The following is a 25,870-nucleotide window of genomic DNA, read 5'->3' on the forward strand; positions in this document are numbered from 1 at the left end:
CAGGTTCAGCTCCGAGCCGAACAGCCAGCGCGCGTCATATTCGCGAAACCCCGTCGGCTTCACCAGAGGCACCGTCTCATACGCATAGGTGTTCGGAACAAGTGACGCCGAGGGCTTCGGGAACATGCTGCATCCTGTCGGTGGGGAAGGAACCGGCGAGTTATGACGGCTGGCGCGCGAGCTCGTCAATGCGCGCCTACACCGCCCGCCGCAGCGAGCGCGCCCCGCGCCACAGCGCCCAGATCCGCAGCAGCGGCGGCAGGGCGGGCACGCCGGTGAAGGGGTCGTGCGGGCGCGTCATGCGCGACAGGTCGCCGGGCACCAGCGCCAGCGGCAGGAAGGCCGGCAGATTGGCGGGGTCGGTGCCCGCCAGCGCCGCGATCGCCTTGTCGTAGTGGCGCCGCGCCAGCGCCCGCATCTCGCCGAGCGCCGCGCGCAGGGCCGGGCTCGCCTGTCCGGAGACGGCGTCCTCGCGCGTCAGGCCATGCGCCGCGAGGATGTCGAGCGGCACGTAGCACTGGCCGCGCCGCGCGTGGAAGGGAAAGGCGCGCAGCAGCCCGGTGATCGCATAGGCGACGCCGGCATGGCCCGCCACCTCGGCCGACGCCCGGTCGGCCGCCCCGGTCAGCACGATGGTGGCGAGGCGGATCAGCGCCGAGGACGTCTCGCCCGCATAGCCCTCGAGGTCGTTCACCGACGGCATCGGGTCGTCATAGAGGTCGAAGATGCGCGCATCGAGCAGCGAGAAGAAGGTCTCGCGCGGCAGGTCGTAGGTCTCGACCGCTTCGAGCAGCGCGCCCGCCACCGGGTTGGCCCGCACGTCGCCGCGCGCGCCGCCGATCAGCGCGTCGCTCCACCATTGCAGCCGCACCTCGCCCGCCATCGGGTTGGTGATCGCCTCGCGCACCCGCGCGACCTCGGCATTGAAGGCGTGCAGCGCGAACAGCGCCCCGCGCTTGTCGGCCGGTGCGAACAGGTCGGCGATGTAGCGGTCGCGGTCGAGCCCGCGCACCAGCGCGGCGCAATAGTCGGTGTCGCTGGTGGTCATGGCAGCGCCAGCAGCGCGGCGGCGACCGCCCTGTCCTCGGCGAGGAGCACGTTATAGGTCGAGGCCGCCGCCCGCGTCGGCATGGCGTCGACCGAGATGCCGGCATCGCGCAGACGCCAGCGCAGCGCGTCGGGTATCGCCCAGGGATCGACGCCGGTGCCGATCAGCAGGAGCTCGATCCGCGACGCCTGCTGGAACACGCGCGCCAGTGCGCCCGCGTCGATATCGGCCGGCACGCGCGGCGCCCAGGCGTGCATGCCCGAAGGCAGCGCCAGCAGCGAGCCCTCGGACGCCATGCCGGAGAAATGGAAGGCGAAGCGGCCATAGCCATCGATCGGCACCTGGAGCGGCAGATGGGCGTCGGGCGTGGCCATGGCTTCCTCTTCGGGCGCCGGGATCGCGCCCTGCTCCGGGCGGCGAGGCTGCGGGGAGCCCGACCGCGGGCTCCCGTCAGGCCGGAGGCATCAGGGCGCGATGCGCTCCGCGCGCGGATTCGCCGTCTTCGGCTCCTTCTCCACCAGCGTGCGCGTGGTGACGCCGAGATAGATCAGCAGCGGCGAGGCGATGAAGATCGAGGTGTAGGTTCCCACCAGCACCACGCCGAACAGCATCGTCACCGAGAAGGAGTGGATCGCCCGCCCGCCGAACAGCACCAGCGCCAGCAGCGCCAACGTCACCGTGACATGGGTGATGACCGAGCGCGAGAGCGTCGAGTTGATCGAATGGTTGAGCAGTTCCTCGGTCGGCATCTTCTTGTAGCGACGCAGCATCTCGCGGATGCGGTCGTAGATGACGATCGTGTCGTTCAGCGAGTAGCCGAGGATGGTGAGCAGCGCCGCCACGCTCGTCAGGTCGAAGTCGATCTGGAAGATCGCCATGAACCCGATGGTGAGCACGATGTCATGGAAGTTGGCGATCGAGGCGCCGAGCGCGAACTGCCATTCGAAGCGGAACCACAGATAGACCAGGATGCAGAACACGGCGAGCATCAGCCCGACGATGCCGTAGCTCAGCAGCTCCTGCGAGACGCGCGGGCCCACCACCTCGACGCGGCGGTACTCCACCGTGTCGCCGAGCGTGCCGCGCACCTTGCCGACCACCGCCTGCTGCGCCTGCTCGCCGCCCGGCTGCTCGGCGACGCGGATCAGCACCTCGCCGTCATTGCCGATCTCCTGGATCTGCACCTCGCCGAGGTCGAGCGCCTCGAGCTTGGAGCGGACGTCGGCCATGTTCAGCGAGTTGTTCGGGTAGCGCACCTCGAGCAGCGTGCCGCCCTTGAAGTCGATGCCGAAATTCAGCCCGAGCGTGAGGAAGGCGGTCAGCGCCACGATCGACAGCAGCGCCGAGATCGGGAAGCTGATGCGCCGGAAGCGGATGAAGTCGAAATTGGTGTCGTCCGGAACGATGCGGAGCAGACGCATGGGTGCTCGCCTTTCTCAGATCGGCACGTGCTGGGGGCGCCGCCAGCGTACCCACATCGCCACCATGAGGCGCGTGAGGGTGAAGGCGGTGAACACGGTCGTCATGATGCCGATGCCGAAGGTGATGGCGAAGCCGCGTACCGGGCCCGAGCCGACATAGAACAGCACGGCGGCCGCGATGAAGGTGGTGATGTTCGAATCGAGGATGGTCGCCAGCGCGCGCGAGAAGCCCGCGTCGATGGCCGAGATGGCCGACCGGCCCGCCCTCGCCTCCTCGCGTATGCGCTCGTAGATCAGCACGTTGGAATCCACCGCGATGCCGACCGTGAGCACCACGCCGGCGATGCCCGGCAGGGTGAGCGTCGCGCCGAGCATGGCCAGCAGGCCCATGATCATCGCCACGTTGATCGCCACGGCGAAGACGGCGACGATGCCGAACACGCCGTAGGTCGCGACCATGAACACCGCCACGGCGGTTGCGCCGACGATGGAGGCGATGATGCCGGCCCGGATCGAATCCGCGCCGAGGCCGGGACCGACCGTGCGCTCCTCCACCACCTGCAGCGGCACCGGCAGCGCGCCCGCGCGCAGCAGGATGGCGAGGTCGTTTGCCTCCTGCACGGAGAAGCTGCCGCTGATCTGGCCCGAGCCGCCGAGGATGGGCTCGCGGATCACCGGCGCCGAGATCACCTTGTTGTCGAGGATGATGGCGAAGGGCCGCCCGACATTGGCCTGCGTCGCCTCTGCGAAGCGGCGCGCGCCGTTGGTGTTGAAGCGGAAGGTGACGACCGGCTCGCGCGTCTGCGGATCGAAGCTCGGCTGGGCGTCGGTCAGGTCCTCGCCTGCCACCAGCACCCGGTCCTCGATCAGGTAAGGCACGGGCGGGTTGGCGTCGGAATAGAGCACCTGGGTGCCCGCGGGCGGACGGCCCTGCAGCGCCTGCTGCGCGCTCATCGTGTTGTCGACGAGGCGGAAGCTCAGCTTGGCGGTCTGGCCGAGCAGTGCCTTGAGGCGCGAGGGGTCCTGCAGGCCCGGCACCTGGACCTGGATGCGGTCCGATCCCTGGCGCTGGATCGAGGGCTCGGTGGTGCCGAGCTGGTCGATACGCTTGCGGATGATCTCGATCGACTGCGACACCGCCTGGATGGTGCGCGCCTGGATGCCGGTGCTGGTCGGGGTGATGGTGATCACGTTGCCGTCGCGCGACACGTCGGTGTCGAGCTGCCCGGTCGCCGACAGGGCGCCGCCGATCGGCTGGGCGAGCGCGCGCAGCTTGGTGTAGGCGCCGTCGGCATCCTGCCCCTCGCGGATGCGCACCTGCACGGAATCGCCCTGGATGCCGAGGCCGCTATAGCCGATGCGGTCGTCGCGCAGCACGCGGCGAGCATCGTCGCGAAGCTGCTCGAGCCGAGCCTTGCGCACCTCGGACTGGTCGACCTGAAGCACGATGTAGGACCCGCCCTGCAGGTCGAGCCCGAGCACGATCTTGCGCTGCAGGAAGCTCGGCAGGGCGTCGTAAGCGGCCGACGGGATCAGGCTCGGCACGATCATCAGACCGATGATCGCGCACGCCGCCAGGATCGCGATGGCCTTCCATTTGGAAAAGTAGAGCATGTCGATCTTTCCGGCCGCTTAGCAGGCGCGCGGCCGCAGGGGTAGGCCGTCAGGCGGCGCCTTCTTCCTTGGCCGGCTCGCCCTTGGCGCGCACTTCCGAGACCATGCTGCGAAGCTGGCGGATCTTCACGCCTTCGGCGAGCTGCAGCTCGATCTCCGAATCGTCCACCACCCGCGACACCTTGCCGATCAGGCCGCCGGACGTGACCACCGTGTCGCCGCGGCGGATGTTCTTCACCATCTCCTGATGCGTCTTCACCTTCTTCTGCTGGGGACGCAGGATCAGGAAGTACATGATCACGAAGATCAGCACGAAGGGCAGCAGCGACATCAGCATGTCGGTGCCAGCGGGGCCGGCGGCCTGCGCATAGGCGGGCGTGATGAACATGTCGGTTCCTTGTCCGTCAGATATAGGCGGGCGAAAGGCCCGGCGAAGCGGCGCGGACTATACTGGTGCGCCTGCCGATTGCAAACGCCGTCCACAAGCCCGCCGGTCACGGATAGGAAAGCCCGCGCCGCGGCGCTGCGACGGCTTGTCCGGAAGCTCCGGTCTGGCTATTCCCGCCGGGCTGAAGGAGCCTCGACATGACCTCGCTGCCTGACGACCTCACCTCCCCGGACCTCGGCGCCGTTCTCGTGCGCATCGCCGACGCGCTGGAGCGCATCGCCCCGGCCCGCGCCGCCTCGGCCGACTTCGACGCCGCCGACGCCTTCGTCTGGCAGGCCGAGGCCCGCCACCTCGAGCCGGTGCCGCGCGTCAACCGCGTCGAGATGGAGCTGCTCAAGGGCATCGACCGCACGCGCGACATGCTGGTGGACAACACGCTGCGCTTCGCCCGCGGCCTGCCGGCCAACAACGCCCTGCTCTGGGGCGCGCGCGGCATGGGCAAGAGCTCGCTGGTCAAGGCCTCGCATGCCGACGTCAACCGCAGCATGGCGGCGGAGGGGCTGAAGCCGCTCAAGCTGGTCGAGATCCACCGCGAGGATATTGAGACCCTGCCGGCGCTGATGACGCTGATGCGCGCCAGCGCCTACCGCTTCATCGTCTTCTGCGACGACCTGTCCTTCGATGCCGACGACACCTCGTACAAGTCGCTCAAGGCAGTGCTGGAGGGCGGCATCGAGGGGCGGCCGGAGAACGTGATCTTCTACGCCACGTCGAACCGCCGCCACCTGATCCCGCGCGACATGATGGAGAACGAGCGCTCGACCGCCATCAATCCCGGCGAGGCGGTGGAGGAGAAGGTGTCGCTGTCCGACCGCTTCGGGCTGTGGCTCGGCTTCCACAAATGCGACCAGGACGACTATCTCGCCATGGTGAACGGCTATGCCGCCCACTTCGCCATCCCGCTCGACGCCGAGACGCTGCGTAGCGAGGCGCTGGAATGGGCGACGACGCGCGGGGCGCGCTCGGGCCGTACGGCGTGGCAGTATGTTCAGGATGTCGCGGGGCGGCTTGGGGTATCGCTGTCGGAACCGCCCGCCGCCCCGCGCTGACCGGCGCCAAGGTCCACTCGTCGCGCCGGCATCGTGTCAGGCGGGTGTGACCCCGCCTGGCTGATCGGGTGCGGCGCTCAGAGCCCGGCGAGATACTGCGAGGGGTCCACCGGCTGAGAGCCCTTGCGGATCTCGAAGTGGAGCTGCGGGGTCGAGACGTTGCCGGTCTGGCCCGCCTTGGCGATCACCTGGCCGCGGCGGACGGTGTCGCCCTTCTTCACGTCGATCTCGCTGTTGTGGGCGTAGGCGGTCACGTAGCCGTCCGAGTGCTTGATCAGCACCAGATTGCCGTAGCCCTTCAGCTCGCTGCCGGCATAGGCGACGACGCCGTCCTCGGCGGCCTTGATCGAGGTACCTTCCGGCACCGAGACGTTGATGCCCTCGTTCTGCTGCCCGCCCGGCTTCGGCCCGAAGCCGGAGATGACGCGCCCGCGCACCGGCCAGCGGAACTGAACGTTGTTGTCGGTGCGCACCTCGTCCGGGGTCTCGGAGGGCTTCACGGCGGCAATCGTCTGCGGCTTGGCGGCGGCAGGCGCCGCGTTCGGGGCGGCGGCGACGGACGGGGTCGGCGCGGCGAGCGGCTTTGCCGCCGGGGCGGCCGGCACGGCCGGCGGCTCGGGGACACGGGACGCGCTGGCGACGACCGGCGCGCCGGCGGCGGGGATGGTCAGCTTCTGGCCGATCCGCACCTGCGCGTTCATATCGAGGCCGTTCGCCGCCGCGAGCGAGCCGCGGGCGATGCCATAGGTGCGGGAGATCGAGCTCAGCGTCTCGCCCGAGGTGACGACATGCGAGCCGCCGCCGGTGGCGGCCGCCGTGGCGACGGGCGCGGGAGAGGCCGGCGGCTCGGGCGTGGCGGCGACGGGCGCCGGCTGCGGGCGGGTGCCGTAGAGCGGCTGCGGCTGGCCATAGGCCGGCTGGCTGCCATAGGCGGGCTGGGCACCGTAGGTCTGCTGGGGCTGCGCGCCGTAGCCGGGCTGGGCGCCGTAGCCGGGCTGGGCGCCATAGGCCGGCTGCGTGCCGTAGACCGGCTGCTGCGGGTTGGCGCTGGCCATCTGGCGTGGCGAACCATAGGGCTGCGGCACCGGCTGGCCGTAGGGCGAGGGATAGTTGGAGGCGACCGCTCCGCCGGGAGGCGCCATCGGCGCACCCTGCACTGAACCTGTCGGCGCTGCGGCGACCGAGCCGGTATAGGCCGGCGCCCCGGTCTGCGCACCGAAGCGGCCGACATCCGAACTACACGCGGCCGCGACCCCTCCAAGAAGAGCCACGATGGACAGCCGCACAATAGGCCTGCAACCGGACGCCGGCAGGAAATTACGCATCGCACCACACCCGTACTCTAGACACGCATGGATTAAAGACCTGTATAGGTAAACGTCGGCTTAAGTCGGTGGCGCTGCGGCAGGATTGGCGGCGAATTCACGGCAAAAAATCAGAGGCTGGCCGCGATTCCCGCCATTATCGGAACAAAACGCACCCGGCCGAGGTCGCGCCGCTCCATTACCTGCCCCTCCCGCCCCTCGCCCGGCTTGCGCAGCCGCACCAGCGTCTGGGTGTCGTCGGGCGGGCCGAGCGGGGCGATGAGGATGCCCTCGGGCGCAAGCTGCTCGATAAGCGGCGCCGGCACCTCGCTCACGGCGGCGGTGAGCACGATCCGGTCGAAGGGCGCGCGGGCGAACAGGCCCTGCGTGCCGTCGGCGACGATCACCTCGACATTGGCGAGGCCGAGCTGGCGCAGCCGCACCGCCGCCGAATGGGCGAGCGTGCGATAGCGCTCCAGCGTCACCACGCGGCGGGCGATGTGGCCCATGATGGCGGCCTGGTAGCCGGTGCCGGTGCCGACCTCCAGCACCGAATGGGTCGAATCGAACTCCAGCGCCTGCGTCATCGAGGCGATCACCGAGGGCTGGCTGATGGTCTGCCCGCATTCGATCGGCAGCGTCTGGTCGGCCCAGGCGAGATCGCGGAAGGCGGGGTCGACGAAGCGCTCGCGCGGCACCTCCTCGAAGGCGCGCATGACGCGGTTGTCGAGCAGCCCTCGCCGGCGCAGCGCCAGAAGCAGCTCGGCACGCTCCACCAGTTCGTTCTTCTCGGCTTCCGTCACCGCCGCCTCCGCTCGCCTTCCCTATGGGATCTGTGAGCGCAGACTCGTCAACGTGCGGTTACCATTCAGCCGCGGAATACCTGCGCGAGGCGCGTCATCATCGGCTCGTCGGTCATATCGAGCCGCAGCGGCGTCACCGAGATGCAGCCCTCGTCGAGCGCATGCAGGTCCGAGCCGTTGGCCGGCTCGAACACCCGCTTCTCGAAGGCGATCCAGAAATAGGGGTTGCCGCGCCCGTCGGAGCGCTGGTCGATGCGCAGCAGGTCCTGGTTGCGCTGGCCCTGCGCCGTCACCTTCACGCCCCGCACCTCCTCAACCGGACGGTTGGGGAAGTTGACGTTGACGAGGATGCCGGCCGGCATCCCCTCCTCCAGCAGCGTGCGCACAACGCCGGGCCCGAAATGCTCGGCCACGGTGTAGGGCGGCGCGGTGCGGGTGGCGAAGCCGAAGGCCTGCGACAGGGCGATCGAGGGGATGCCCAGCACCGTGCCCTCCATCGCGCCGGCGACGGTGCCGGAATAGCCGACATCCTCGGCGACGTTCTGGCCGCGGTTGACGCCGGAGAGCACGAGGTCCGGCTTGCCCTCCTTCAGCAGGTGCCGCACCGCCATGATGACGCAGTCGGTCGGGGTGCCCTTCACCGCGAAGCGCCGCTCCTCGACCTGGCGCAGGCGAAGCGGATCGGACAGCGAGAGCGAATGCGACACGCCGGACTGGTCGGTCTCGGGCGCCACCACCCACACATCGTCCGACAGCGCCTGCGCGATCCGCGCGCACGCGTCGAGGCCGGGGGCGTGGATGCCGTCGTCATTGGTGACCAGAATGCGCATGGATCCGCTCGTTTCTCCCGCAGGACCGCGGCCGGGCACGCCCCGGCCCGCGGCTCAGTTCCGCTCGATCGTCTTCAGCCCGCCCATATAGGGCACCAGCACGTCCGGCACCGTGACGGAGCCGTCCTCGTTCTGGTAGTTCTCGAGGATCGCCACCAGCGCCCGCCCGACCGCGACGCCCGAGCCATTGAGCGTGTGGACGAAGCGCGGCTGCTTGGAATCCTTCGGCCGGTAGCGCGCATTCATGCGCCGGGCCTGGAAGTCGGTGCAGGTCGAGACCGAGGAAATCTCGCGATAGGCGTTCTGGCCCGGCAGCCACACCTCGATGTCGAAGGTGCGCGCCGAGGCGAATCCCATGTCGCCGGTGCACAGCTCGACCACCCGGTGCGGCAGGTCGAGCTTCTTCAGCACCGCCTGCGCGCAGGCGAGCATGCGCTCCTGCTCGTCCAGCGACTTCTCGGGCGCGACGATCGAGACCATCTCGACCTTGTTGAACTGGTGCTGGCGGATCATGCCGCGCGTATCGCGCCCCGCCGCCCCGGCCTCGGCGCGGAAGCAGGGCGTGAGCGCGGTGAATCGCAGCGGCAGCTCGTCCTCGGCGAGGATCGACTGGGCGACGAGGTTGGTCAGCGGGACCTCGGCGGTGGGGATGAGCCAGCGGCCGGTTTTCGATAAGATGATGTCTTCATACCGCGCCAGCCCCTGCGCGGTCATATACGGTACTATCCAGCCGTCCGACTTCGTATCTTCGAAGTATCCCGCAGCTCGACCATCTTCGCGACGCCCAAAGTCAAACTCTTCAAAAACTTGATCAAACGCAGCTTCTCGTTCCTCGTCAGTCGAAAGAGAATGGGCCAAGAACTGATCATCCCGGAACTTCGGCAGCTGCGCGGTGCCGAACATCGCCTCGTCCTTCACCAGCACCGGCGGCGCGACCTCGGTGTAGCCGTGCTCTTCCGTATGGGTGTCGATGAAGAACTGGCCGATGGCGCGCTCGAGCCGCGCGATGCGGCTCTTCAGCACCACGAAGCGGGCGCCGGAGAGCTTGGCGCCGGCTTCGAAATCCATCTGGCCGAGGCCCTCGCCGATCTCGAAATGCTGCTTCGGCGTGAAGGGGAAGACGCGCGGCGCGCCGAAATGGTCGATCTCGACATTGGCGCTCTCGTCCGCCCCGTCCGGCACGCTGTCGAGCGGCGCATTGGGGATCGCGGCAAGCGTGTCGTTCAGTTCGCGCTCGGCCGCCTTTACGTCCGTTTCCAGCGCGGGGATGTCGGTCTTCAGCGCGGCGACCTCGGCCATCAGCGTCTCGGCGCGGTCGTTCTCGCCCGCCTTCTTGGCGGCGCCGATCTCCTTGGAGGCGGCGTTGCGGCGCGCCTGCAGCTCTTCCAGCCTGGCGATGCCGGCGCGGCGGCGCTCGTCCAGCGCCAGCAGGGCGTCGATTTGCGCCCGCGCCTCGTCCTCCGGCGTGCCGCGCCGCACCAGCGCACGGGCGAGGCCCTGCGGCTCCTCGCGAATCCATTTGATGTCGTGCATGGAAGTCTCGCTCCCGCCCTTCGGCGTTGCCCTCGGGCGTCGTTACCCATGGGCCTCGGCCCGTTGGGGCACGGACCTACCCAATCGGCGCGGTCGCGACAAGAGCGGCTTTGGAAAGAGAGGGTTCGCAGGCGTCGGCCATGCGGGCCGGAGGGGTGACGCTCAGGTCGCCCCGCCCGTGGCCGCCCCGTCCGCCGCCGCCTTCTTCTTCTCCACCATGCGCACCAGCAGCAGCGAGACCTCGTAGAGCATGAGGGTCGGCACCGCGAGGGCGATCTGGCTCACCACGTCCGGCGGGGTGAGCACTGCCGCCGCGATGAAGACGCCGACGATGGCGTAGCGGCGGAACTTCCGGAGCTGGTCCGAGGTGACGATGCCGATCTGCGCCAGCAGCGTCAGCACCACCGGAAGCTGGAAGCAGATGCCGAAGGCGAAGATGAGCGTCATGATCAGCGACAGATACTCGCTGACCTGCGGCAGCATGGAGATTTCGGCCGAATCCGGCCCCGCCATCTGCTGCATGGAGAGGAAATAGGTCATCGCCAGCGGCATGGCGACGAAATAGACGAAGGCCGCCCCGATCAGGAAGCACACCGGCGTCGCGATGAGATACGGCCTGAAGGCACCGCGCTCGTGCTTGTAGAGGCCCGGCGCGACGAACATGTAGATCTGCGTCGCCACCACGGGGAAGGAGATGAACGCCGCCCCGAACATGCCGAGCTTGATCTGCGTGAACAGGAACTCCTGCGGCGCCGTGTAGATCAGCTTCACATGTTCCGTCCCGCCGGCCGCGAACTCGTAGGGCCAGAGCAGGATGTTGTAGATGTGCTTGCCCAGCAGGAAGCAGGCGAAGAACGCGACGAAGAACGCGATCAGCGACTTGATGAGCCGCGAGCGCAGCTCGATCAGATGTTCGATCAGCGGCGCCTTGCTGGCGTCGATGTCCTCCTGGCTCATGCCGCCGGCCCTTCATTGCCGTCGCCCGACGGAGCGGTCGGCGGTTCGTCCGGCGCCGCCTTGGGCGCGCGGGGCTTGCGGACGCTCGCCTTGCGGACGGTCTTGGCGGTGGCCTTGGCGGGCGCGGCCGGGCTGGCGGCGGCAGGCGACGTCGAATCGTCCAGCGCGGCGACGGCCTGCGCGACTTCCGGCTCCGCGGCCGGCGATGGCGCCTTGCGCCGCGGCGCGCGCTTGGGCTTCGCCTCGCCCGCCTCCGCAGCGGATGCCTTCGCCGCGGGAGATGCCTCGGTGACGACAACGGGAGGCTTGGCCGCGCGGCTGCGCTTCGGCTTGGCCGGCGCGGCCTCCGCCGGCGTCTCGGCCGCCTTGCGGTCCGCCTCGAGCTTGGCGGCGGCCGCCTTCACCTCGTTGGCCACGTCCTCGAACGCATAGGGCTCCAGCTCGCTCGGCTCGGGAAGCTGCGTCACCGGCTCGGCGGCAGGCAGGTCCGCCCGCTCCACCGGCTGGGTCGCGCTCTTCAGCTCGCTCTCGATATCGTGCAGCGGATTGGTCGGCAGCGCGCCGGAGATGCTCTTCTGCGCGTCGCTCGCCAGACCGCTGATCTCGTTGCGAAGGCCGCTGACGCTGTCCTTGAGGTCGGACAGCTCCGCCTCGCGCAGCGCCTCGTTGAACTGCCCCTGGAACTCGCCCGCCATGCGGCGCAACTTGGCCACGGACTGCCCCAGCGTGCGCAGCACGCGCGGCAATTCCTTCGGCCCGATCACGACTAGCGCGATGATGGCGACGACCAGAAGCTCGGACCAGCCGATATCAAGCATAGGTTATGACAGGGCCGCGCGGCGGCGCCCCTCCCCGATCCTTGGAACCCGAAGATCGGGAATCAGCCGACCTTGGTACGTTCGGCTTCGGTGGCCGGCTGATGGTCGATGTTACGCACCGGTTCCGCGGGCTTCGCGGGCGGCGCGTCGTCGTCGTCGGCCATGCCCTTCTTGAAGGCCTTGATGCCCTTGGCGGCGTCTCCCATCAGTTCGGACAGCTTGCCGCGACCGAAGAGGAGGAGCACGACCACCAGCACTATGATCCAATGCCAGATGCTCAACGAACCCATAATCAAACTCCCTTATCGAAGCGCCGCCGGCCCCTAGCGGCCGCGCATCGCAATTCCACCCGGGACACTAGGGCCGGGCCGAGGCGAAGACAAGAACCTCTGCCGGATCGATGTGCACGCCTACGTCATGCCCGCGCGAAAGCCCTGCGGTCGTTCGCCGCCGTACAACCAGCGGGCGGTCCAGCCCCTCGACCGCCACCTCGTAGAGATCGAGCTCGCCGAGGAATCGGTGGCTCACCACCCGGCCCGCTATGCCGGTGCCGGGCGCGCGCAGCTCCAGCCCCTGCGGGCGGATCGCGGCGACCGCCCCGCTCCCCTCCCTGAGGTCCGGCGCGGGGAAGGAGCCGAGCGGGGTCGCGATCCGGCCCGCGCCAACGATGCCTTCCACCTCGTTGATTTCGCAGAAGAAGCGGGCGACCTCCACATCCACAGGGCTGCGGTAGAGCTTCTCCGGCGTGCCGACCTGAACCAGAGTGCCGGCGCGCATCAGCGCGATGCGGTCGCCCATCCGCATCGCCTCTTCCGGGTCGTGGGTAACGATGATGCAGGTGGCGCGCGCCTCGCGCAGCACGCTCAGCGTTTCCGCGCGCACACTGCCGCGCAGGCGACTGTCCAGCCCCGAGAACGGTTCGTCCATAAGGAGAATGCCGGGGCGCGGCACGAGCGCGCGGGCCAGCGCAACCCGCTGCTGCTCGCCGCCGGAAAGCGCATGGGGAAAGTCGCCCGCATAGTGTTCGAGCCGCACCCGGCGCAGCGCACGCAACGCCTCCTCGCGGGCCTCCTTCGGGCTCAGCGCGCGCAGGCCGAAGGCGACGTTCTCGAGATTCGTCAGGTGCGGAAACAGCGCGTAGTCCTGGAACACCAGCCCGATATTGCGCTGCTCGGGCGGCACGAACGCTCCCGGCCCGGCCACCTCGGTGCGGTCGAGCCGGATGCTCCCGCGGCTCGGGCGCTCGATGCCGGCGATCAGGCGCAGCAGCGTGGTCTTGCCGCAGCCGGACGGGCCGAGCAGGCACAGGATCTCGCCCGGCTCGACCACCAGCGACACGCCGGCCACGGCCTCGAGCGTCCCGTAGTCGTGGTGGACGTCGTCCAGCACCAGCCGGCTGGCCAGCGAGACCGGGGTACGGGAGGGGGAAGGCTGCATCGCGGCTCTTTCATCGGCGCGGAGACGGGGCTTATCGGAGGCCGGACGCGTTCGCGGCCCCGCCTTCAGCCTTCCGCGTCCTCGCCCGCGTCTTCGTCTTCGCCCGCCTCGGGCTCGGGCGCGAAGGAGAGGTCGAATTCCGGCTCCAGCGGGTCCTCGTCGTCCTTCAGCGCCGTGTCGTCGTCGGGCAGCGGCACCGTTAGGCCAGCCGATACCCTTGCGTCAATCAGGCCGGTGCCGCGCAGTTCCTCGAGGCCCGGCAGGTCGCCGATCGCGTCGAGGCCGAACTGCACCAGGAACAGCTCGGTGGTGCCATAGGTCACCGGCCGGCCCGGGCTGCGCCGGCGCCCGCGCATGCGCACCCATCCCGCCGCCAGCAGCACGTCGAGCGTGCCCTTGTTGGTGGAGACGCCACGGATTTCCTCGATCTCGGCGCGCGTCGCCGGCTGGTGGTAGGCGATGATCGCCAGCGTCTCCAGCGCCGCGCGCGACAGGCGGCGCGGCTCAGGCTTGTCGCGGGAGAGCAGGAAGCCGAGGTCCGGCGCGGTGCGCAGCATCCACTTGCCGGCGACGCGCACCAGGTTCACCCCGCGCGCGGCGTAGTCTTCAGAGAGCTCGGCGAGCAGCGCCGGCAGGTCCGCGCCCTCCGGCAGGCGGGCGGCCAGCGTCGCCTCGTCGAGCGGCTCGCCGGCGGCGAACAGCATCGCCTCCAGAAGGCGAAGCGCCGGCTTGCGGTCCCCCTCCTGCCCGGAAGCGCCATGGACGTCGTGCGGCACGCGCGCCGCTTCGGCGCTCATGCGTCCTCCCCGTCCGAAGAATTGTCCGAGGCTTCGCGCGCCCGCCCCTCGGTCCGGCTGCGGATCCAGATCGGGGCGAAGGGCGCTTCCTGCTGCACGTCGATCAGCCCCTCGCGCACCATTTCCAGGCTCGCCGAGAAGCCGGAGGCGAGCGCGGTGGCGCGCATCTTCGGGTCGGCCATCCAGTTCAGCAGGAAGCCGTCGAGCCGCGCCCATTCCCCGCCCAGGGCCAGCCGGCCGATCAGCCGCTCCAGCCGCTCGCGGGCGTCGGCGAGGGGAATGACGTTGCGCGGCGCGAAGCGCACGCGCGAGAGCGCCATCTTCTGGCGCTGCGCGCCATAGGCGGAGAGCAGGTCGTACAGCGTCGCCTCATAGACCGGCGTTCCCTCGCTGCGCAGCGGCTCCGGCGCGCCGCGCCCGAACACCTCATGGCCGATGCGGTCGCGCGTGGCGAGATGGGCGGCGGCGCCGCGGATCCGCTCCAGCCGGCGCAGCCTCTCGGTGAGGTCGGCGGCGAGATCGGCCGCGCTCGGCCCCTCCTCGCGAGGCGGCTCGGGCAGCAGCAGCCGCGATTTCAGATAGGCGAGCCACGCCGCCATGACGAGATAGTCGGCCGCCAGCTCCAGCCGGATGCGCCGCGCCTCCTCGATGAAGACGAGATACTGCTCGGCGAGTTCCAGGATGGAGATGCGCGCCAGGTCCACCTTCTGCGTGCGGGCGAGCGCGAGCAGCAGGTCGAGCGGCCCTTCGAAGCCGTCGACGTCCACGACGAGCGAAGGCTCGCCCGTCCGGCGTAGGGCGTCCGCTTCGAAAGCGAATTGGCTCTGTTCCATGGAAGATCGCGGCTGACGTTTAGGATGCCGCGATCATATCCGAAAAACGAGCGCGCGCCTGCGCTTGTTCGATTTTATGCGGCTGGGCGAGCCGGGCCAGCGCCGCCTCGCAGCGTCGTGCCGCCTCGCCGGCGAGAAGCGGCGAGCGCGAGGCGACCTCGCGCATCTCCGCGAAATCGCCGTTGCAGTGCAGGGCGAGGTCGCAGCCGGCGGCGAAGGAGGCCTCGGCGCGATCGGCCAGCGAACCCTTGAGCGCGCCCATGGAAAGATCGTCGCTCATCAGCGCGCCATCGAAGCCGATCTCGCCACGGATGATCTCCTCGATCATCCGGCGCGAGGTGGTGGCGGGGCGTTCGGCGTCGATCGCGGCATAGACCACATGGGCGGTCATGCCGAGCGGCAGGTCGTTCAGGCGGCGGAACGGCTCGAAGTCGGTCGCCTCCAGCACCGCGCGCGGCGTCTCCACCACGGGCAGGCTGAGATGGCTGTCGGCGCGGGCGCGCCCGTGGCCGGGAATGTGCTTGAGCACCGGCAGCACGCCGCCGCTCATCATGCCCTCGGCGACCGCGCGGGCCAGCGGGACCACCTCGTCCGGCGTCGCGCCATAGGCACGGTCGCCGATGATGCCGTGGCCCTCGGGCAGGCGCAGGTCCGCGCAGGGGACACAGTCGACATTGATGCCGAGCGCGGCGAGGTCCTCCGCCATCAGCCGCGCCCCGAGCCGGGCGGCCTCGACGGCGCGCTCGCCCTCGCCCGCCTCGGCGATGGCGGCGAAGGTGCCGGCGGGCGGATAGGCCGGCCAGTGCGGCGGGCCCAGACGCTGCACGCGCCCGCCCTCCTGGTCGATCAGCACCGGCGCCTCGGGCCGGCCGCCGATGTCGCGGAAGGCGGAAACCAGCGCCGCCACCTGCTCGGGCGTCTCGACATTGCGCCGGAACAAGATCAGCCCCCAGGGGCGCGCCTCGCGCAGGAAATCGGTTTCCTGCGCCGACAGGCGGGCCCCGGCGCAGCCGGTGATGAAGGCGCGCGGCGCCGCACGGGAAGTCATCGGGTCGGGCCGGCGGTCAGTTACGCTGGACCATGCAGTCGCCGCCCTGGGAGCGCAGCGCCTGGCACAGATTGTTCGCCTCGTCGCGGCTCGCGAACGAGCCCACCTGGGTGCGGTAGTAGATGCCGCGATCGCCCAGATCGGCGCGACGGATGGCGACCTGCTGGCTGCCGAGGATGCCGGGATACTTCGCCTGCATCGACTTCCAGGTGGCCTGCGCCTCGGCCTCGGAGCGGACCGAGGCGACCTGCACCACATAGGTGCCGGCCGGCGCGGGCTCGGAGGTCGCCGCCGGGGCCGGCGGGGTGTTGTCGGTCGAGGGCACCGCCGCGACGCGGGTCGGCGGCAGCGGGACGTTCGGCACGATCGACGGCGTGTTGGACATCGGCGTCGGATCGGTCGAGACCGGCGCGCCAGAGCCGGGGCTCAGCGCGATGGGCGTGGAGGCGGTCGGCTGGACCGAGGATTCGACCGCGGACGGGCTGTCCGTGGGCATCGGCGAGGGCGAGGGCGAGGCGTCGTCGACGATGGTGCCGTCCGCGCGGACGGTCAGCGTGCGCACGCGCTTCGGCTCGGTCATGTCGGAGGGAGCGGGCGCGGCGGCCTGCTGGCCGGAACTGGCCTGCCCATTGCCGGGCGTGGTCTGGATCACGCGCGGCTGCGGCTGGGCGGCCTGCGACATGTCGACCGGCTGCTCCTCGCTGGAGACGACCTTCTCATTGCCCGTGGTCGGGGCGCCGCCGACGCGGTCATAGATCAGCTTCTGGCCCTCGCTCGCCTGATCCTGCGGCGGCTTGTCGGGCACGACCTTGTTCGGACCCTGGTCGGCATGGATCACCGGCGGCTCGCCGTTGACGGTGGTGACGCTCGGGCCGGACATGTAGGCGTAGACGCCGGCGGTGGCGGCAACGGCGACCACGACCAGGCCGCCGACCATAACCAGCCGGCTGCGGCCGCGACGGCGCGGCTCCTCGTCGGCCTCGACCTCATAGGTCTGGTCGACGCCTTCCTGCGCCTCGTAGCCGTCGCCTTCCAGCGCGGAACGGCCATAGTCATAGGCATCGTCGCCGGCGCCGAAATCGGGGGTAGCAGACGGGGCGCGCGCGCTCGAGGCCTGCTCGGCGGCGCTGCGCGCCATCCAGGACGGCAGCGGGCGGTCGGGCGGCGGCGGCTCGGTGCGGTAGGCATCGGCGCGCGGCGCGGGATGGCCGAGATCGTCGCCGAGGTCGAACGGCTCGGACAGGGCGCGCGAGATCGCGTCGGCCGCGCCGTCGGAGATCGCGCCGCGATCGGTCGGGCGCGGGGACGGCGCGGGGGCGCGCGCCGCCGGCTCGGTCGGGCGCGGGGACGGAGCGGGCGCGCGCGTCGCCGACTCGGTCGGGCGCGGACGCGGCGGCAGGAAGGGCGGCTGCTCGGAGGCGGGCGCCGAACGCGCTTCAGGCGCACGCGGCTCGGGAGCGCGCGGTTCCGGAGCACGCGGCTCTGGGGCCCTGGGCTCGGGGGCACGCGGCGCGGGAGCGGCCGGGCGCTCGGGGCGCAGGCTGCGATTGAGATCGCGCGCCGTGTCCTCCAGCGACGAGCGCTCGGTGCGCGGACGCGCCGGCGCGTCGACCCGGGGCTCGGAGCGGAAGTCGGCGGCAAGCCCGGAGAACGGCCCCGGCGTAGCGGGACGGGAGGGCGCGGCCGGGCGCGGCGCGGGAGCGGCGGGGCGCGGGGGCATCGGCGCGCGGGGCGCGGCGCCGGCACTGCCGGCTCCGGGCGCCGGCGCCGCGGGGCGCGGACGGGCGGGAGCGCCAGCCGGCGGCGCGGAGGCCTGCGCCTTCTTCAGAAGGTCGGCGAACTCGTCTTCCTGGCCCATGAGGCGTGCGAGTTCGGCAAGCGGATCCTCGGCCGAAGAATCCTGCCGATTACGCATCGTATCGTTGCCCATATCACCGAACCTGTTCGCTGCGTCTCGAAACCTCGCCCCCGGGTGGGAGGCGGCGGTACGGCGGCGGCGGGCGCGAGAATTCGCGCGGCACGCTCACCGCATTTCTTCAGGAGCACCGACCCCAAGAATGGAAAGTCCTGAAGCGATGACCAGCGCGACGGCGTGAACGAGTGCCAACCGCGCATAAGTCAGTTTTCGATCATCTTCGATAATGAAGCGTAAATGAGGCAAGTCTTTGCCGCGATTCCACTGTGCATGCAGCGCACTGGCAAGATCGTAGAGGTAGAAGGCGAGCCGGTGCGGCTCGCGCGCGATCGAGGCTTGCTCGACAAGTCGCGGATAGTTGGCGATCAGCCTGGCGATCGCGACTTCCCCTTCGTCGCCCAACATCTCCAGCGGCGCCTCGGTGAAGGCGGAGGCCGACGGCGGCAGATCGGCGAACGCCTCCTTCGCGTTGCGCAGGATCGAATGCGCCCGCGCATGGGCGTACTGGACGTAGAAGACCGGGTTGTCCTTGCTCTGCTCGATCACCTTGGCGAGGTCGAAATCGAGCACCGCGTCGTTCTTGCGGTTGACCATCATGAAGCGCACCGCGTCGCGGCCGACCTCGTCGACCACCTCGCGCAGGGTCACGAAGTCCCCTGCCCGCTTCGACATCTTCACCGGCTCGCCATTGCGCAGCAGCCGCACGAGCTGGCACAGTTCGACGTCGAGGCTCGCCGCGCCGTCGCTCGCCGCCTTCACAGCCGCCTGCATGCGCTTGACGTAGCCGCCATGGTCGGCGCCCCACACGTCGATCATGCGGGTGAAGCCGCGGTCGAACTTGTTCTTGTGGTAGGCGATGTCGGCCGCGAAATAGGTGTAGGCGCCGTCCGACTTCATCAGCGGACGGTCGACGTCGTCGCCGAACAGGGTGGCGCGGAACAGGGTCTGCTCACGGTCCTCCCAGTCCTCCACAGGCTGCCCCTTGGGCGGCGCGAGGCGCCCCTCATAGACGAGGTCGCGCGCCCGCAGCTCGGCCAGCAGCCGGTCGATGACGCTCGCATTGCCGGCCGCGCGCTCGTGCAGCGTGCGCTCGGAGAAGAACACGTCGTGATGGATGTTCAGCGCGGCGAGGTCGTCGCGGATCATCGCCATCATGGAATCGATGGCGATGGCGCGCACCGCCGGCAGCCAGTCCGCCTCGTCCCGCTCGAGCAGCGTGCGGCCGTACTTCACCACCAGTGCCTTGCCCACCGGCACCAGATAGTCGCCCGGATAGAGGCCCTCGGGGATGGCGATGGTCTCGCCCAGCGCCTCGCGGTAGCGCAGGAAGGCCGAGCGGGCCAGCACGTCGACCTGCGCCCCGGCGTCGTTGATGTAGTATTCGCGCGTCACGCTCCAGCCGGCGAAGGCGAGCAAATTCGCCAGCGCGTCGCCGAACACCGCGCCGCGGCAATGGCCCACATGCATCGGCCCGGTCGGGTTGGCCGAGACGTATTCGACGTTGATCGACGTGCCCCCGCCGATGTCCGCGCGGCCGAACTCGAGGCCCTGCGTCAGCACCGCCGCGATCACGCGCGGCCAGTAGGAAGCGTCGAGCGCGATGTTGATGAAGCCCGGCCCGGCCACCTCCACCCCGGCCACGCCAGCCACCGCGCTGAGCTTGCCGGCGATCTTCTCGGCGAGGTCGCGCGGCTTCATGCGCGCCTCCTTCGACAGCACCATCGCCGCATTGGTGGCGAGGTCGCCATGGCTGGCGTCGCGCGGCGGTTCGACGACCACGCGCGTCACATCGACATCCGCCGGCAGCGTGCCTTCGCGGGCGAGCTCTTCGACGGCAGAGCGGACGTGATCGGCGAAGGTCGCGAACAGATTCATGAGGAGACGCTCCCGGCACGGCAGGCCGAAATGGGGGACCGCATCCGCGGTCACAACGGAGGCCATATCTGAGGCCAGATGGGGCCGCTGCCGCTACCGCAGTTCCGGTGCCCTGTCAAAGAGCCGCGCATATTCCGCCAACGCATAGCGATCGGTCTGGCCGGCGAGGAAATCGGCGATCCGTCGCGCGCGCCCGTCCTCCGCCCGCCCCTCGATGCCGGCCCGCCACTCCGGCGGCAGTGCCGAGGGGTCGGCCATGTAGCGGGTGAACAGGGCGCGCACCACCTCGCCGGCGGCTTCCATCTCGCGCATCACGCGCGGATGGCGGTACATGCGCGGGAACAGGAAGGCCTTGATCGCCCGCTCCGCCTCGGCGAACGGCGCGGAGAAGGCGACGACCGCCCCCTCGTGGCGGCGCACCTCGTCCGAGGAGCCCGGCGCAGCGGCGGCTAAGCGCCGGCGGGTCTCCCCCACCACATCCTCGATCAGCGCCGTGATCATCCGCCGGCCGATCTCATGGATGAAGCGCGAGGCGTCGAGGTCGGGCCAGCGCACCGCGATCTCGGCGATGATGTCGCCGACCAGCGGCAGGTCGGCGATCTCGTCCACGGTGAACAGCCCGGCCCTCAACCCGTCGTCGAGGTCGTGCACGTCATAGGCGATGTCGTCGGCGATCGCCGCCACCTGCGCCTCGGCGCCCGGCCAGCTCCACAGCCACAGGTCCTGCCGCTCGGCATGGACGGCCATGGCATGCGGCAACGGCCCCGCCACCGGGCCGTTGTGCTTGACGATTCCCTCGTGCGTCTCCCAGGAGAGGTTGAGCCCGTCGAAGGCCGGGTAGCGGCTCTCCAGCCGCGTCACCACCCGCAGCGACTGCGCGTTGTGGTCGAACCCGCCATAGGCCTTCATGCACGCGTCGAGCACCCGCTCGCCGGCATGGGCGAAGGGCGGATGGCCGAGATCGTGCGCCAGCGCCAGCGCCTCGGCGAGGTCCTCGTCGAGCCCGAGCGCCCGCGCCAGCGAGCGCGCTACCTGCACCACCTCCAGCGTATGGGTCAGCCGGGTGCGGTAATGGTCGCCCTCGTGGTACGAGAAGACCTGCGTCTTGTAGGCCAGCCGCCGGAACGCGGACGAATGGATGATGCGGTCCGCATCGCGGCGGAAGGCGCTGCGCCCGTCGCTTTCCGGCTCGGCGAACAGCCGACCCCGGCTTTCCTCCGCCCGCGACGCCCACGCCGCGCGCGGCTCGGCTCCGGCCACCGCCATGCGCGGATCTCCCTTGCAGAATGCCCCTTTGACTCGGGGCCGCCAGCACTTAACTATTCGGGCAAGTCATATTCAACCCGAAGGCCCGCGACATGAGCGCAAGCACACAGGGCGCGAACGCGTCGAGCCCGCCCGTCTCTCCCGAGACGGCGGCCCCGCTGTCCCTTTCCGTCGGCGTCACCGCCAGCGCCGCGAAGCGTATCGCCGAAATTCTGTCGGCCGAGCCGGCCGAGAGCATGCTGCGCGTCAGCGTGGAAGGCGGCGGCTGCTCCGGCTTCCAGTACAAGTTCGACATCACCCGCGAGCGCGAGGCGGACGACGTGCTGATCGACGAACGCGGGGCGCGGGTGGTGATCGATCCGGTGTCGCTGGAATATATGTCGGGCTCGCATATCGACTTCGTCGACGACCTGATGGGCGCCTCGTTCCGCATCGAGAACCCGCACGCCACCGCTTCCTGCGGCTGCGGCACCAGCTTCGCGCTGTGAGCGGGCCGGTCGGCGTTCTCTGCGCCATTCCTCAGGAACTCGCCTTTCTCGCCGACAATCTCGACCACGCGGACATCTCCGACGCCGCCGGCATGCGCTTCCATGCCGGTCGGCTCGACGGGCACAAGGTGGTGCTGGCGCAGGCCGGCATGGGCAAGGTCAACGCGGCCATCGCCGCCACCCTGCTGATCGAGCGCTACGACTGCCGCCTGGTGCTGTTCTCCGGCATCGCCGGCGGGCTCGACCCGGCGCTCGCCATCGGCGACGTGGTGGTCGCCGACCATGTGGTCCAGCACGATGCGGGCTACACCACGGCGGACGGGTTCACCGTCTACCAGGCCGGGCACCTGCCCTTCTTCAGCCCGCATGAGGAGCTTGGCCACGCCGCCGATGCCGCGCTGATGGAGCGCGTGCGCGCGGCCCTCGCCGATCTCGAGCTCAGCCCCCTCACCGCCGGCGAGGGCAGCCGCCCGCCGCGTCTCCACTTCGGGCGCGTGCTCACGGGCGACCAGTTCGTCGGCAGCGAAGCCATGCGCGAGCGCCTGTTCGGCGAGCTCGGCGGGCTCGCGGTCGAGATGGAGGGCGCGGCCATGGCGCAAACCTGCGCCGCCTTCGGCGTGCCATGGCTGGTGGTGCGTGCACTGTCCGACCTCGCCGGGCACGAATCCCGTTTCGATTTCCGGCAATTCGTGGACGAGGTGGCGCTTTCCTCGGCGCTGATCGTGCGCCGGCTGCTGCCTGTGCTGTAGAGTGCCGGCGAATCCTTCCCGAGCGCCCGCCCGGAGTGCCCGCCGATGCGCATCGCCACCTGGAACGTCAATTCCGTCCGGCTCCGTCTCGAGAACACGCTCGCCTGGCTGAACGAGACCCGGCCGGACGTGGTGTGCCTGCAGGAGATCAAGTGTCAGGACGACCAGTTCCCGCGCGAGGCGTTCGAGCAAGCGGGCTACAACGTCGCCGTCCACGGGCAGAAGGGCTTCAACGGCGTCGCCGTACTCTCGCGCCTGCCCTTCGACGAGATGAACACCGGCCTGCCCGGCGGCGATGGCGACGTGCAGTCGCGCTTCATCGAGGTGGTGGTCTCGACCCCTGAGGGCGTCGTGCGCGTGTGCGGCATCTACCTGCCCAACGGCAACCCGGTCGGCACGGACAAGTACCCCTACAAGCTCGGCTGGATGGAGCGGCTCAAGGCCCATATCGCCGAGCGCCTGACGCTCGAGGAACCGCTGGTCGTGTGCGGCGACTACAACGTCATCCCCGAGGCGAAGGACGCGGCGCGGCCGGAGATGTGGGTGAACGACGCGCTGTTCCTGCCCGAGACGCGCAGCGCCTTCCGCGAGCTTCTCAATCTCGGCCTCACCGACGCGGTGCGCGCGACGACCGACGAGGGCGGCATCTACAGCTTCTGGGACTACCAGGCCGGCGCCTGGCAGAAGAACAACGGCATCCGCATCGATCACCTGCTGCTCTCTCCGCAGGCCGCCGACCGGCTCAAGGCGGTGGGCGTCGACAAGGAAGTGCGGAGCTGGGAGAAGCCGTCCGATCACGTCCCGGTCTGGGCGGAGCTCGGCCTGGGCAGCTGATTTCTGTTAAAAACCGAGCGTTGCCAGTCGCTCAACGGGCGATCTTCATGTACTTCTCGAGGTAGACGAGAGCCATGGACCGCTCGTCCGGCGTCGCCGAGGCGAAGGCGTCGTCATAGAGGTCGACGACCCATTTGTCGTCCGGACCGGCCGCCGCGTCGCGTGCCAGCGTGAGCCACATCAGGCCCTGCGCCGCCTGGCGGGGCACGCCGTCGTCGCCCTTGAACAGCAGCCCGCCCAGCGCCGCCTGCGCCTGGTACTGGCCCTTATGCGCGGCGAGGCCGAGCCAGCGGGCGGCGAAGCGCGGGTCGCGCCGCACGCCGTCGCCGTCGATATAGAGCCGGGCCAGATGGTACTGCGCGTCCGGGTCGCCGAAATAGGAGGCGGCATAGGCGAACATGTCGCGCGCCCGGCTCGTGTCGCGGTGGATCTTGGTGTTGGGAATGCCGACCAGATAATAGCCGCCCAGCGCCACGAAGGCGTCCGCCACGAAGCGGGCCTGCGGCGTCGCCGGGTTGTCGTCGGCGTGCATGTTGGCGATCTGGCTGAAATACTGGAACGCCTTGATGTCGTTGCGCTCGACGCCCTCGCCCTCGGCATACATGCGCCCGAGCTTCCACTGCGCGCCGGCATGACCCTGGTCGGCCGCGTAGCGCAGGGAATCGATGCCCTTCTCGGTCTCGCCCGAGCGCAGCGCCTGGGTGCCGAGGCGCACCATCTCCTCGAGCGGGCGCGCACCGCCGGGCGTGACCGGCAGCGCGGCATCGGTAGTGCCGGTGCCGTTGGTCGAGCCGTCGAATGCGGCCACGGGGACGAGCGTGGCCGCCATCGCGGACGCCACGATCACGCCCTTGAGGACGGAAAGGGGGAGTCGCTCAGATATCCGCATAGCACGATGTCTCAGCCGCGCCGCCGGGATGGGTGACCGCGCCCTCACGGGCGGGCCCCACGGCCTGCGCGAACTTCCAGATGGCCCCCGAGCCCACGGGCGACGGACGCGGCGCCCACGCCGCCTTGCGGGCGGCGAGTTCCTCGTCCGAAAGCGCCACGTCGAGCGTGCCCTCGATCGCGTCGATGGAAATGATGTCGCCGTCGCGGATCAGCCCGATCGGGCCGCCGACCGCCGCCTCCGGCCCGACATGGCCGATGCAGAAGCCCCGCGTGGCGCCGGAAAAACGGCCGTCGGTGATGAGCGCGACCTTGTCGCCCATGCCCTGGCCGTAAAGAGCGGCGGTGGTCGCCAGCATCTCGCGCATGCCGGGGCCGCCCTTCGGCCCCTCATAGCGGATCACCAGCACCTCGCCTTCCTCATAGGCGCGGTTGGTCACCGCCTCGAAGCAGGCCTCCTCGCCGTCGAAGCAGCGCGCCGGGCCGGAGAACCGCTGGTTCTTCAGCCCCGCGACCTTCACGATCGCCCCGTCCGGCGCGAGATTGCCCTGGAGCCCGACCACGCCGCCGGTGGGGGTGATGGGATCGTTCGCCGGGCGCACCACATCCTGATGCGGGTTCCACTTCACCGAGGCCAGGTTCTCGGCGATGGTGCGGCCGGTCACGGTCATGCAGTCGCCGTGCAGGAAGCCGTGCTCCAGCAGCGTCTTCATCAGCAGCGGAATGCCGCCCACCTCGAACATGTCCTTGGCGACATAGCGCCCGCCGGGCTTGAGGTCGGCGATGTAAGGCGTGCGCCGGAAGATTTCGGCGACGTCGAACAGGTCGAACTTGATGCCCACCTCGTGGGCCATCGCCGGCAGGTGCAGCGCGGCGTTGGTGGAGCCGCCCGAGGCCGCGACCACGGTCGCCGCGTTCTCCAGCGCCTTCAGCGTGACGATGTCGCGCGGGCGGATCTTCTTGGCGAGGAGGTCCATCACCTGCTCGCCCGCCGCCATGCAGAACCGGTCGCGGATCTCGTAGGGCGCCGGCGCTCCGGCCGAATAGGGCAGCGCGAGGCCGATCGCCTCGGAGACGGTCGCCATGGTGTTGGCGGTGAACTGCGCGCCGCAGGCGCCGGCCGAGGGGCACGCCACCTGCTCGAGCTCGTCGAGATCGTCGCCCGACATGGCGCCGACCGAATGCTTGCCGACCGCCTCGAACAGGTCCTGAACGGTGACCGGCTGGCCGCGGAACGAGCCGGGCAGGATCGAGCCGCCATAGATGAAGATCGACGGCACGTTGAGGCGCAGCATCGCCATCATCATGCCGGGCAGCGACTTGTCGCAGCCGGCGAGGCCGATCAGCGCGTCATAAGCGTGCCCGCGCATGGTCAGCTCGACGCTGTCGGCGATGACTTCGCGCGAGGCGAGCGAGGCCTTCATGCCCTCGTGGCCCATGGCGATGCCGTCGGTGACGGTGATGGTGCAGAACTCGCGCGGGGTGCCGCTGGCGGCGGAAACGCCCTTCTTCACCGCCTGCGCCTGGCGCATCAGCGCGATGTTGCACGGCGCGGCCTCGTTCCAGCAGGAAGCGACGCCCACCAGCGGCTGGTGGATCTGCTCCTTGGTCAGGCCCATGGCGTAGAGATAGGACCTGTGCGGGGCGCGCGCCGGGCCTTCCGTCACATGACGGCTCGGCAGGCTCCGCTTGTCGATAATGGTCCTGGCGTCCATTCTTGATCACACATCCCGGCGCGGAGGTTTCACACGGGCAACCGCGCCCGGACACCACTCTCCTCCGTCTATCAGTCGGATTTCGTGCCGGTTTGTGGCGGCTTCGGGGCGTGCGGCCCGCCGCCTCTTCATATGGTTGCGAATGCGTGACACTGTTGCGGTCCGGTCACAAATTCGCGATAGCTGCTCGGGCCGGGAAT

Annotated in this window: 25 protein-coding genes; 4 read left to right on the top strand and 21 right to left on the bottom strand. The window is 69.9% G+C overall.

What is annotated here, in order from left to right:
* Positions 1 to 196: 196 nt before the first annotated feature.
* From NVS89_RS12235 to yajC, 5 genes are all read right to left on the bottom strand, one after another.
* Positions 197 to 1,048 carry a phytoene/squalene synthase family protein gene (locus tag NVS89_RS12235; RefSeq protein ID WP_258733040.1) on the bottom strand — a complete coding sequence of 284 codons (852 nt, stop codon included), beginning with the start codon at positions 1,046 to 1,048 and terminating at the stop codon, positions 197 to 199.
* Complete coding sequence (locus NVS89_RS12240) at positions 1,045 to 1,422, bottom strand: Mth938-like domain-containing protein (protein ID WP_258733041.1); 378 nt, start codon at positions 1,420 to 1,422, stop codon at positions 1,045 to 1,047. The genes NVS89_RS12235 and NVS89_RS12240 overlap by 4 nt, the downstream gene beginning before the upstream one ends.
* 90 nt (positions 1,423 to 1,512) lie before the next feature.
* Positions 1,513 to 2,469 (bottom strand): protein translocase subunit SecF, encoded by a 957-nt coding sequence (gene secF, locus NVS89_RS12245; RefSeq protein WP_258733042.1) that lies wholly within the window; start codon positions 2,467 to 2,469, stop codon positions 1,513 to 1,515.
* Positions 2,470 to 2,484: 15 nt separating this feature from the next.
* A complete protein-coding gene (secD, locus tag NVS89_RS12250; RefSeq protein WP_258733043.1) occupies positions 2,485 to 4,083 on the bottom strand; it encodes a protein translocase subunit SecD in 1,599 nt (532 codons plus the stop codon).
* 49 nt (positions 4,084 to 4,132) lie between these two features.
* A complete protein-coding gene (gene yajC / locus NVS89_RS12255; protein ID WP_258733044.1) occupies positions 4,133 to 4,471 on the bottom strand; it encodes a preprotein translocase subunit YajC in 339 nt (112 codons plus the stop codon).
* Between the two features lie 197 nt (positions 4,472 to 4,668).
* On the opposite strand from yajC, the gene NVS89_RS12260 reads away from it, so the two are divergent.
* Positions 4,669 to 5,580: an ATP-binding protein gene (locus NVS89_RS12260; protein WP_258733045.1), complete on the top strand. Its 912-nt coding sequence runs from the start codon at positions 4,669 to 4,671 to the stop codon at positions 5,578 to 5,580.
* 77 nt (positions 5,581 to 5,657) lie between these two features.
* Here NVS89_RS12260 and NVS89_RS12265 read toward each other — a convergent pair whose 3' ends face one another.
* From NVS89_RS12265 to NVS89_RS12330, 14 genes are all read right to left on the bottom strand, one after another.
* Positions 5,658 to 6,851 carry a peptidoglycan DD-metalloendopeptidase family protein gene (locus NVS89_RS12265; protein WP_258733046.1) on the bottom strand — a complete coding sequence of 398 codons (1,194 nt, stop codon included), beginning with the start codon at positions 6,849 to 6,851 and terminating at the stop codon, positions 5,658 to 5,660.
* Between the two features lie 164 nt (positions 6,852 to 7,015).
* Complete coding sequence (locus tag NVS89_RS12270) at positions 7,016 to 7,687, bottom strand: protein-L-isoaspartate(D-aspartate) O-methyltransferase (protein ID WP_258733047.1); 672 nt, start codon at positions 7,685 to 7,687, stop codon at positions 7,016 to 7,018.
* Positions 7,688 to 7,752: 65 nt separating this feature from the next.
* Complete coding sequence (gene surE, locus NVS89_RS12275) at positions 7,753 to 8,517, bottom strand: 5'/3'-nucleotidase SurE (protein WP_258733048.1); 765 nt, start codon at positions 8,515 to 8,517, stop codon at positions 7,753 to 7,755.
* A 54-nt stretch (positions 8,518 to 8,571) separates the two neighbouring features.
* Complete coding sequence (gene serS, locus NVS89_RS12280; RefSeq protein WP_258733049.1) at positions 8,572 to 10,050, bottom strand: serine--tRNA ligase; 1,479 nt, start codon at positions 10,048 to 10,050, stop codon at positions 8,572 to 8,574.
* Positions 10,051 to 10,212: 162 nt separating this feature from the next.
* On the bottom strand, positions 10,213 to 11,007 hold the full coding sequence (gene tatC / locus NVS89_RS12285; RefSeq protein ID WP_258733050.1) for a twin-arginine translocase subunit TatC: 795 nt from the start codon (positions 11,005 to 11,007) through the stop codon (positions 10,213 to 10,215).
* The gene (tatB, locus tag NVS89_RS12290; RefSeq protein ID WP_258733051.1) at positions 11,004 to 11,825 is read right to left on the bottom strand and encodes a Sec-independent protein translocase protein TatB; all 822 of its coding nucleotides are present in this window, start codon (positions 11,823 to 11,825) and stop codon (positions 11,004 to 11,006) included. The genes tatC and tatB overlap by 4 nt, the downstream gene beginning before the upstream one ends.
* Positions 11,826 to 11,887: 62 nt before the next feature.
* Positions 11,888 to 12,115: a twin-arginine translocase TatA/TatE family subunit gene (locus tag NVS89_RS12295; protein WP_258733052.1), complete on the bottom strand. Its 228-nt coding sequence runs from the start codon at positions 12,113 to 12,115 to the stop codon at positions 11,888 to 11,890.
* Between the two features lie 67 nt (positions 12,116 to 12,182).
* Positions 12,183 to 13,262 carry an ABC transporter ATP-binding protein gene (locus NVS89_RS12300; protein ID WP_258733053.1) on the bottom strand — a complete coding sequence of 360 codons (1,080 nt, stop codon included), beginning with the start codon at positions 13,260 to 13,262 and terminating at the stop codon, positions 12,183 to 12,185.
* 65 nt (positions 13,263 to 13,327) lie between these two features.
* Entirely contained in the window at positions 13,328 to 14,059 is a 732-nt protein-coding gene (scpB, locus tag NVS89_RS12305) for an SMC-Scp complex subunit ScpB (protein ID WP_258733054.1), read from the bottom strand.
* The gene (locus NVS89_RS12310; RefSeq protein ID WP_258733055.1) at positions 14,056 to 14,892 is read right to left on the bottom strand and encodes a segregation and condensation protein A; all 837 of its coding nucleotides are present in this window, start codon (positions 14,890 to 14,892) and stop codon (positions 14,056 to 14,058) included. Before NVS89_RS12310 ends, scpB begins: the two co-directional genes overlap by 4 nt.
* Positions 14,893 to 14,911: 19 nt before the next feature.
* On the bottom strand, positions 14,912 to 15,940 hold the full coding sequence (nagZ, locus tag NVS89_RS12315) for a beta-N-acetylhexosaminidase (RefSeq protein ID WP_258733056.1): 1,029 nt from the start codon (positions 15,938 to 15,940) through the stop codon (positions 14,912 to 14,914).
* A 16-nt stretch (positions 15,941 to 15,956) separates the two neighbouring features.
* Positions 15,957 to 17,855, bottom strand: a complete 1,899-nt coding sequence (locus NVS89_RS12320) for an SPOR domain-containing protein (RefSeq protein WP_258733057.1) — start codon at positions 17,853 to 17,855, stop codon at positions 15,957 to 15,959.
* Positions 17,856 to 17,963: 108 nt separating this feature from the next.
* The gene (argS, locus tag NVS89_RS12325) at positions 17,964 to 19,730 is read right to left on the bottom strand and encodes an arginine--tRNA ligase (RefSeq protein WP_258733058.1); all 1,767 of its coding nucleotides are present in this window, start codon (positions 19,728 to 19,730) and stop codon (positions 17,964 to 17,966) included.
* 93 nt (positions 19,731 to 19,823) lie between these two features.
* Positions 19,824 to 20,996 (bottom strand): deoxyguanosinetriphosphate triphosphohydrolase, encoded by a 1,173-nt coding sequence (locus NVS89_RS12330; protein WP_258733059.1) that lies wholly within the window; start codon positions 20,994 to 20,996, stop codon positions 19,824 to 19,826.
* Positions 20,997 to 21,088: 92 nt separating this feature from the next.
* On the opposite strand from NVS89_RS12330, the gene erpA reads away from it, so the two are divergent.
* Genes erpA through xth form a run of 3 tightly spaced genes read left to right on the top strand, consistent with a single transcriptional unit; the run spans position 21,089 to position 23,067 of the window.
* Entirely contained in the window at positions 21,089 to 21,484 is a 396-nt protein-coding gene (erpA, locus tag NVS89_RS12335; RefSeq protein ID WP_258733060.1) for an iron-sulfur cluster insertion protein ErpA, read from the top strand.
* Positions 21,481 to 22,233, top strand: coding sequence for a 5'-methylthioadenosine/adenosylhomocysteine nucleosidase (locus NVS89_RS12340; protein ID WP_258733061.1), 753 nt, complete (start codon positions 21,481 to 21,483; stop codon positions 22,231 to 22,233). Before erpA ends, NVS89_RS12340 begins: the two co-directional genes overlap by 4 nt.
* A gap of 45 nt (positions 22,234 to 22,278) precedes the next feature.
* Positions 22,279 to 23,067 carry an exodeoxyribonuclease III gene (gene xth / locus NVS89_RS12345; RefSeq protein ID WP_258733062.1) on the top strand — a complete coding sequence of 263 codons (789 nt, stop codon included), beginning with the start codon at positions 22,279 to 22,281 and terminating at the stop codon, positions 23,065 to 23,067.
* A 31-nt stretch (positions 23,068 to 23,098) separates the two neighbouring features.
* Here xth and NVS89_RS12350 read toward each other — a convergent pair whose 3' ends face one another.
* Together NVS89_RS12350 and ilvD are read right to left on the bottom strand one after the other, a co-directional pair.
* Complete coding sequence (locus tag NVS89_RS12350; protein WP_374114566.1) at positions 23,099 to 23,896, bottom strand: tetratricopeptide repeat protein; 798 nt, start codon at positions 23,894 to 23,896, stop codon at positions 23,099 to 23,101.
* A 46-nt stretch (positions 23,897 to 23,942) separates the two neighbouring features.
* Positions 23,943 to 25,670: a dihydroxy-acid dehydratase gene (gene ilvD, locus NVS89_RS12355; protein WP_258733064.1), complete on the bottom strand. Its 1,728-nt coding sequence runs from the start codon at positions 25,668 to 25,670 to the stop codon at positions 23,943 to 23,945.
* Between the last annotated feature and the right edge of the window lie 200 nt (positions 25,671 to 25,870).

Source organism: Ancylobacter mangrovi, assembly GCF_024752355.1.
GTDB lineage: Bacteria > Pseudomonadota > Alphaproteobacteria > Rhizobiales > Xanthobacteraceae > Ancylobacter > Ancylobacter mangrovi.

What these genes read in the sequence shown, in the direction of transcription:
- NVS89_RS12235 (WP_258733040.1), bottom strand. Translation starts at nt 1,048, where the DNA reads ATGACCACCAGCGACACCGACTATTGCGCCGCGCTGGTGCGCGGGCTC.
- NVS89_RS12240 (WP_258733041.1), bottom strand. Translation starts at nt 1,422, where the DNA reads ATGGCCACGCCCGACGCCCATCTGCCGCTCCAGGTGCCGATCGATGGC.
- secF (WP_258733042.1), bottom strand. Translation starts at nt 2,469, where the DNA reads ATGCGTCTGCTCCGCATCGTTCCGGACGACACCAATTTCGACTTCATC.
- secD (WP_258733043.1), bottom strand. Translation starts at nt 4,083, where the DNA reads ATGCTCTACTTTTCCAAATGGAAGGCCATCGCGATCCTGGCGGCGTGC.
- yajC (WP_258733044.1), bottom strand. Translation starts at nt 4,471, where the DNA reads ATGTTCATCACGCCCGCCTATGCGCAGGCCGCCGGCCCCGCTGGCACC.
- NVS89_RS12260 (WP_258733045.1), top strand. Translation starts at nt 4,669, where the DNA reads ATGACCTCGCTGCCTGACGACCTCACCTCCCCGGACCTCGGCGCCGTT.
- surE (WP_258733048.1), bottom strand. Translation starts at nt 8,517, where the DNA reads ATGCGCATTCTGGTCACCAATGACGACGGCATCCACGCCCCCGGCCTC.
- serS (WP_258733049.1), bottom strand. Translation starts at nt 10,050, where the DNA reads ATGCACGACATCAAATGGATTCGCGAGGAGCCGCAGGGCCTCGCCCGT.
- tatC (WP_258733050.1), bottom strand. Translation starts at nt 11,007, where the DNA reads ATGAGCCAGGAGGACATCGACGCCAGCAAGGCGCCGCTGATCGAACAT.
- tatB (WP_258733051.1), bottom strand. Translation starts at nt 11,825, where the DNA reads ATGCTTGATATCGGCTGGTCCGAGCTTCTGGTCGTCGCCATCATCGCG.
- NVS89_RS12295 (WP_258733052.1), bottom strand. Translation starts at nt 12,115, where the DNA reads ATGGGTTCGTTGAGCATCTGGCATTGGATCATAGTGCTGGTGGTCGTG.
- NVS89_RS12300 (WP_258733053.1), bottom strand. Translation starts at nt 13,262, where the DNA reads ATGCAGCCTTCCCCCTCCCGTACCCCGGTCTCGCTGGCCAGCCGGCTG.
- scpB (WP_258733054.1), bottom strand. Translation starts at nt 14,059, where the DNA reads ATGAGCGCCGAAGCGGCGCGCGTGCCGCACGACGTCCATGGCGCTTCC.
- NVS89_RS12310 (WP_258733055.1), bottom strand. Translation starts at nt 14,892, where the DNA reads ATGGAACAGAGCCAATTCGCTTTCGAAGCGGACGCCCTACGCCGGACG.
- nagZ (WP_258733056.1), bottom strand. Translation starts at nt 15,940, where the DNA reads ATGACTTCCCGTGCGGCGCCGCGCGCCTTCATCACCGGCTGCGCCGGG.
- NVS89_RS12320 (WP_258733057.1), bottom strand. Translation starts at nt 17,855, where the DNA reads ATGCGTAATCGGCAGGATTCTTCGGCCGAGGATCCGCTTGCCGAACTC.
- argS (WP_258733058.1), bottom strand. Translation starts at nt 19,730, where the DNA reads ATGAATCTGTTCGCGACCTTCGCCGATCACGTCCGCTCTGCCGTCGAA.
- NVS89_RS12330 (WP_258733059.1), bottom strand. Translation starts at nt 20,996, where the DNA reads ATGGCGGTGGCCGGAGCCGAGCCGCGCGCGGCGTGGGCGTCGCGGGCG.
- erpA (WP_258733060.1), top strand. Translation starts at nt 21,089, where the DNA reads ATGAGCGCAAGCACACAGGGCGCGAACGCGTCGAGCCCGCCCGTCTCT.
- xth (WP_258733062.1), top strand. Translation starts at nt 22,279, where the DNA reads ATGCGCATCGCCACCTGGAACGTCAATTCCGTCCGGCTCCGTCTCGAG.
- NVS89_RS12350 (WP_374114566.1), bottom strand. Translation starts at nt 23,896, where the DNA reads ATGGCGGCCACGCTCGTCCCCGTGGCCGCATTCGACGGCTCGACCAAC.
- ilvD (WP_258733064.1), bottom strand. Translation starts at nt 25,670, where the DNA reads ATGGACGCCAGGACCATTATCGACAAGCGGAGCCTGCCGAGCCGTCAT.